6 protein-coding genes and 1 pseudogene are annotated in these 6067 nt (G+C 50.0%); 5 read left to right on the forward strand and 2 right to left on the reverse strand.

The genetic code is table 11. The features are described 5' to 3' along the window. The 4 genes and pseudogenes from KXR87_RS23000 to KXR87_RS23015 all read left to right on the forward strand — a co-directional run. A pseudogene (locus KXR87_RS23000) lies at positions 1–171 on the forward strand (LysR family transcriptional regulator); the annotation flags it as partial. 346 nt (positions 172–517) lie between these two features. Further along, positions 518–1705, forward strand: a complete 1188-nt coding sequence (locus KXR87_RS23005) for an ROK family protein (RefSeq protein ID WP_437434509.1) — start codon at positions 518–520, stop codon at positions 1703–1705. Positions 1706–1735: 30 nt separating this feature from the next. Continuing rightward, positions 1736–3016 carry a hypothetical protein gene (locus tag KXR87_RS23010; protein ID WP_437434510.1) on the forward strand — a complete coding sequence of 427 codons (1281 nt, stop codon included), beginning with the start codon at positions 1736–1738 and terminating at the stop codon, positions 3014–3016. Next, positions 3013–4170 (forward strand): MFS transporter, encoded by a 1158-nt coding sequence (locus KXR87_RS23015; RefSeq protein ID WP_437434511.1) that lies wholly within the window; start codon positions 3013–3015, stop codon positions 4168–4170. Before KXR87_RS23010 ends, KXR87_RS23015 begins: the two co-directional genes overlap by 4 nt. Positions 4171–4916: 746 nt before the next feature. Here KXR87_RS23015 and vapC read toward each other — a convergent pair. Together vapC and vapB are read right to left on the reverse strand one after the other, a co-directional pair. After that, entirely contained in the window at positions 4917–5324 is a 408-nt protein-coding gene (gene vapC / locus KXR87_RS23020; RefSeq protein WP_437434512.1) for a type II toxin-antitoxin system tRNA(fMet)-specific endonuclease VapC, read from the reverse strand. Next, positions 5324–5554: a type II toxin-antitoxin system VapB family antitoxin gene (gene vapB / locus KXR87_RS23025; RefSeq protein WP_437434513.1), complete on the reverse strand. Its 231-nt coding sequence runs from the start codon at positions 5552–5554 to the stop codon at positions 5324–5326. The genes vapC and vapB overlap by 1 nt, the downstream gene beginning before the upstream one ends. A gap of 234 nt (positions 5555–5788) precedes the next feature. Between vapB and KXR87_RS23030 the strand changes: the two genes are divergently transcribed. Then, the coding region (locus KXR87_RS23030) for a LysR substrate-binding domain-containing protein (protein ID WP_437434514.1) at positions 5789–6067 on the forward strand (279 nt) is incomplete at its 3' end.

Below are 6067 nucleotides of genomic sequence, written 5' to 3' on the forward strand. Positions count from 1 at the left end.
TACTGCCATCAGGCCCTTGAGAAAGGGGAGCTGGTGCAGATCTTCCCGCAATGGCGCAGCGTGCCGGGGATTGTCCACCTGGTGTTCACCACCCGCAAAGGGCTGCCGCCCGCAGTCAGGGCACTGATTGACAGTCTGGCCACGTCGTTTGCGGCGTTAAAAAGGTTGTGATTCTGCCAACGTCGCCCCTCACCCCTGCCCTCTCCCCAAAGGGGCGAGGGAGAAAACCGCCCCTCTCCACTTGCGCATATTAAAAATAAATAATTACCCTTTTATTTATTCACAAAAAAAATATAAAGCAAAGCTCAATCACTCTTTCATTTAATTCATAAAATAAATAACTAAAAAACCATAATTTAAGCATGTGACCGACCTCAATAAATTAGTATGGAATACAAACTAAATAAGTAAAATAGCTTTACAAGCTGTGCATCTCAGGCAATAAATACGCAAAAAAGGACATCAGGGAAGATTCATTTCTTTGATTAAGTATGGAAAGCAGACTAAAAGAGTATTCATGATGAATGCAGGCATCCCCAATACCTTACGGCAGATGAACTCCACTCTGGTGTTAAATATTATTCGCCAGCATGGACCGCTATCCAGAGCGCAGGTAGCCAAAATAAGCGGCATAACCAAAGCCACGATCTCTGACATTATTAGCGGCTTAATTCATGAAGGCACCATTTATGAGGGCGGTGTCAGCGCGCAAACCGGCCAGGGCAGAAAAGGCATCCTGCTTAATTTTGATCCCTTTGCCAGACTGGGGGTGGGGATTGATTTAGGCGGAACCAAGATAACTTATTCCGTCTTCAATCTGGACGCCGAAATCTTATATAAGAAGCGTGAAGCTACGTGGAAAACCAGCGATCGGGACATCTTTATTGAGCAATTGATCAACGGTGTGGCCAGCTTTATTCGGGAAAGCGGCGTGGACAAGAGCAGGATAAGCGTCATTGGCCTCGCAACGCCTGGGATTATTGATATCAACCGCGGCGTGGTACTGGAAGGGTCCCCCAATCTGCCCAACTGGGGCAATCTTGCCCTCGCCGACGCACTCACCCGGAGTCTTTATATTCCGGTGGTACTGGAAAACGATATTCGGGCGGCGCTGGTAGGCGAAATGTGGTGTGGAAAATGCCGTGATATCAGTAGTGCTGCCCTGATCGGTATTGGCACCGGCCTCGGTTCAGCCCTGCTGATTGACGGTAAAATCATTCGCGGGGCGAATAACGCAGCTGGCGAAATTGGCTATATGATTTTTGGCCGTGAACAGCTCTTTCAGGACTGGCGAAATAAAGGCTGTTTTGAAAGTTACTGCTCCGGCTCGGGTCTAAGTGAACGTGCTATGACGCTGCTTCGCCAGCCGATGACATTAGAGCAGGTAATTCAGAGCGTTGAGCAGAACGATCCGCTCGCCTGCGCGCTGATTGACGAAATGGCCGATTATCTGGCGATGGGCATTATTAATCTGGCCGCTATAGCCAATCTGCAAAAAGTCATTTTAACCGGAGGCGTTACCCATGCAGCGGATTATTTCCTGCCACGGGTACAGACGGTTCTCGACAGGCAATTGTCAACCAATATGCACGTTACGGTTGAATTATCAGAACTTCGGGAAAAAGCCCCGCTTCACGGCATTGCTATTCTGGCGCTTTCAACGCTTTACCCCTCAATCGAGTTTATTCCAGAAACGCAGCTTTAATAATGCTGGCGAGTTAACAAGGAGAATAGGATGGCAGGAATCCACTTACACCCGCACGATATTCTGGACGAAGGCATGGACGCTATTCTGCAGCGCATTGACGGCATGCAGAGTGTTGAACATCTCTTCGTCGAGCTCAATACCATTTTCGAGCGCAATCCCTATCCGACAGGCGTCTTGCCGCATAACCCCGTTCACGATTCGGTGATGGGTAACGGCATGCTACACGTCAATATCTACAGCGGTGACGCACGTATCCAGCAAAGCATCGATGCTGGCGTCCTCGCCGGAAATGACCCTCTGTTAGCCGTGAAGCATGCCACCGAGGGCACACGTTTTAAGGTCATTCCGTGGGTCAATATTCTGAATGGCGACTTTGCTGGCGATGTAAAAAGTAACCATGTTATTGATTACCGAGGGCGGATTATTAAATATTGGCTGTGCCCGAACGCGCCGGACGTCGCGGATTACTGGCAAAAAACCTTCAGTCGTATCAAGGAAAGATACGGATATGACACTTTCCTGATTGACCGCATTCGCTTCCCGGACTGGGCGGGTAAAGAGGTCAACCCGGCAGGACTGTTCACCTGCTTCTGCCCACACTGCCAGAACGCCATGAAGGAACAGGGGATTGACCCGCAAGCGGTAAAAGCAGAGCTGGAAACCCTTTCCGACGCGCTTGCAGAGGGCAATTTTGATGTTCCGGTCGAGGCATTTCGCAACAACCCGCTTATCGCACGCTGGATTGCCTTTCGCCAGCAGAGCGTCACCGGACTGGTAGAGCGCATTCTGAAACAGGCCAAAGAGAACATTGGCGACATCCATTTCTGGCTCGATCTCTGGCCACCCGCCTGGAGCTGGATCCTCGGTCAGGACTACCACGCGTTGACCCGTCATGCGGATACGCTCAAACATTTTCCCTATCATAAGCTGGGTGGGGGCGCGGATGTGCAGGGACTGGTTAACTTCTTCGCCAGCGATGAAGACACCCAGGAGCTGGCCTTCTCGGCGGTGAAAAAACTGTTCGACCTGCCCTACGACCTGACTTACGCCGACTTCAAACGGTCTGGTTTCCCGATTCGTTTCGTCAAAGAACAAAACGACCGGGTGCGGCAACTTTCTCAGCCGGGCACCTTTATTTTCAGCGGCATACAGATGTGGAATTTACCGCCCGACGAACTGCTTGATGCTGTGCACGCAGCCAAAGCGAGTGCCTGCGATGACCTGCTTTACTACTGCTATGGATGGGCCGACCAGGCGCTGTTTGACGCTATCGGCGAGGAAGAAAAAAACAAAGGAGCTGAACAATGACTAACGCGCAGAAGTGGAAGGTCTTTTTCCTGCTGTTTATGACCATGTTTTTACTTGGCGGCATTCAAAACACCAAAGGGCTGATTCTCGAACAGGTGCAACACAGTATCGACCTCAATTTGAGCCAGGTGGGTACGCTTATCACGCTGTTCCAGATTGGCTTCCTGATCTCCAGTTTACTGACCGGCTACCTGACCGATAAAAAAGGCCTCAAGGTGATGATGCTGATTGGCTCATTGCTGATGATAGTCGGCCTGATGGGGACCAGTCTGGCCTACACGGTCGCACTGTTCTTCGGTTTCTATCTGGTTATCGGACTGGGAATTGGCTCAATGATGGTGTCGATTGTGACCGTCATCCCGACGTTCTATAAAGAAAAAGCTGGGATGATGTTCAATATCTCGAATGCGATGTTCGGCGTCGGGATGATAGTGACCCCGCTGATTTTGCATCAATTGTTTGCCAACAGCGTCTCCTGGCGCAGCTTCTATGTCGGCATCGCAGTGATTGTGGTGGTACTGGTACTGGTGCTGAGCACCCTGAAATTAGAAAATACGGCACAGTCTTCCATGAAGATCAGTGACTTTGTGCAACTGCTGGGGCAGAAAGATGTGATGATTGTTATCGCATTTTTACTGTTCTACGTGGCCGCCGAAGCCGCATTCCTGAATTTCTTCCCGATTTTCTATGCAGCCCTGGATATTAACGGACTGGATGCCGCTGGCAAAGCCGCCAAAGCTGCTTATGTGATCTCTTCCTTTGCGGGTCTGTTTACCATTGGACGCGTGATCGGCGGATTTATCACTCTGAAGTTGGGAGAGCGCAGGACGCTGATCGGATTCTCGGTACTGTCGCTGGCCTCCATCATTGCCAGCCGCATGCTGGTCGTGGAGTTCGTCTATCTGTTTATGCTGTTCGGATTTGCCATGTCGGTGCTGTTCCCAACGGCGGCGGCCATTGCTACCCGTTTAACTACCAAAAGCGGTTCAGTGATGGGGCTGATTTATGTCGCCTCCGGCTTCGGTGGCGCGCTGGCAGGTTCGGTAATTGGGCTTATATCAGACAGTTACGGTATCGCTACCGGGTTTAATTTCATCATCGCCTTCGTGGTCGTGTTCCTTATCCTTGCAATGATAATAAGAGAAAGAGCGTAGTAACTGCAGTGTCTGTTTGGCGGCAGTCTGGACTCCCCCCTTCTGGATAATTGCCGCCTTTTTTAACCCGCATGGGTATGCCTGTCTTCTTCATTGACCTCGAAAAGGCTCTCCGCCATAACAGGGGGGAGCGGCTTATTTTAAGACGTCGTTTACGCGCCAGCTGCACATAGTGACTGGTCAGGGTGTGGACAGATTTCTTCCCTTTCAGACCGTTAAACGTTCCGATCGCCGTGTTATTGTTTTAAATTTACCAGGAATCGGGAAGGGTGTCAGTCAGGGTGATTCCGGCATTAGGCAGCGCATAGGAAATAAGGAACTGTTGCACCAGTAAAGATGTGCCGCGAATAATCCAGACATAAAAGCGCATAAGATTTTCCAGCGGCGCAGGACCCTATCAGCGAATTAATGCAAAACTAACCACATGAATTAAAACAAAAAAAACAATAAGCGGTAATGGAATAGTAAATATCAGCCCGGCATACAGCATCGGCCAAAAAGAATCGGGCACTAAAGATAACCCATCAGGCGCACGTCTCCTTCCCTGAAATTATTATTTTTAATGGCAATAAGTTAAACGACATAAAGTATATAAATAAGACGGAGCCAACACGGGGTAATTCGGGGCGTATCCAGAGATACAAAGAATGTTTATGCGTTTAAGATATAAAGAGAGGATTTTATAACAGCCAGGTTACCCGTTACAGCCAGACATAAACGGGTAGTTAACGTTAGCCTCAATAAACTCAGGCCTGCACAGTCCAGTCAGCCAGCCGTAGACCCGGGACACGTTCGAATTCGCGCGTATTATTGGTGACCAGAACCAGCCCCAGTGCACGCGCATGGGCAGCAATCATACTGTCGTAGGGGCCAATCGGCGTACCCAATTTTGCCATTTCTGCTCGAATTTGCCCGGTATGGGTTGCGGCTTCAATCCCATAATTGAGGACTTCCAGCCTGGCGACAAATCCTTCAACAACCCGTAGATTTTTTTCTGGTATAACGGATTTTTCTGCACCGTAAATCAGCTCCATCATGGTGATTGAGCTGATACACATACGGTCATAATGTTGCTGAAAAGCCTCTCGAACAATTTGCGGTTTGTTCTTGATGGTAAAGATGCAAATATTGGTATCCAGCATGTATTTAAGCATTACAATTCTTCCCTGCTTTGCTCTGCTGATTGCTCACGCTCGCTCATAAAGTCAGGACTGGCGCTCTCGCCATCGAACCAGCTATCCCATGCTTCTCCTGCTGGCGTAATAATACGAGTCCGACCCAGCGCTACAATTTCCACCTGTTTTACATCGTCAGGCAAAGCTACGGCTTTAGGTAAACGCACTGCCTGACTACGATTACTTTTAAAAAGCGTCGTTTTTTCCATGTTCCCTCCTTTGATGAAAATTTATCCGATAAGCGTAAAGCATACGTGGGATATGTCAACGGGATATACATGCTGTCTCGTATTTCATACTGACCACATGGGGCACTCTCTTCATCAAATCTGCGCCAGTCCGTCGTCAATGAACAGTTCGATATCATTGATATAACTTGCTCATCGGAGGCGAGGAGCAGCACTGCGCTGCCCACGCTCGGCACCAATGATGACGACCCGGAAGTGGAATGGCCGCTGGAAAACCAGGAGAAACAGCGCCTGCCGCTGCGCCATATGCCAGTGATGAGCTGTAGCGATTTCTCCGCCGTGCGCACCGCCGCACGGGAGGGGCTGGGTATCGCTTTTCTGCCGCAGCACTACTGCCATCAGGCCCTTGAGAAAGGGGAGCTGGTGCAGATCTTCCCGCAATGGCGCAGCGTGCCGGGGATTGTCCACCTGGTGTTCACCACCCGCAAAGGGCTGCCGCCCGCAGTCAGGGCACTGATTGACAGTCTGGCCACG

The sequence above is a fragment of the Yokenella regensburgei genome, assembly GCF_051486985.1.
Taxonomy (GTDB): Bacteria; Pseudomonadota; Gammaproteobacteria; order Enterobacterales; family Enterobacteriaceae; genus CBFFRJ01.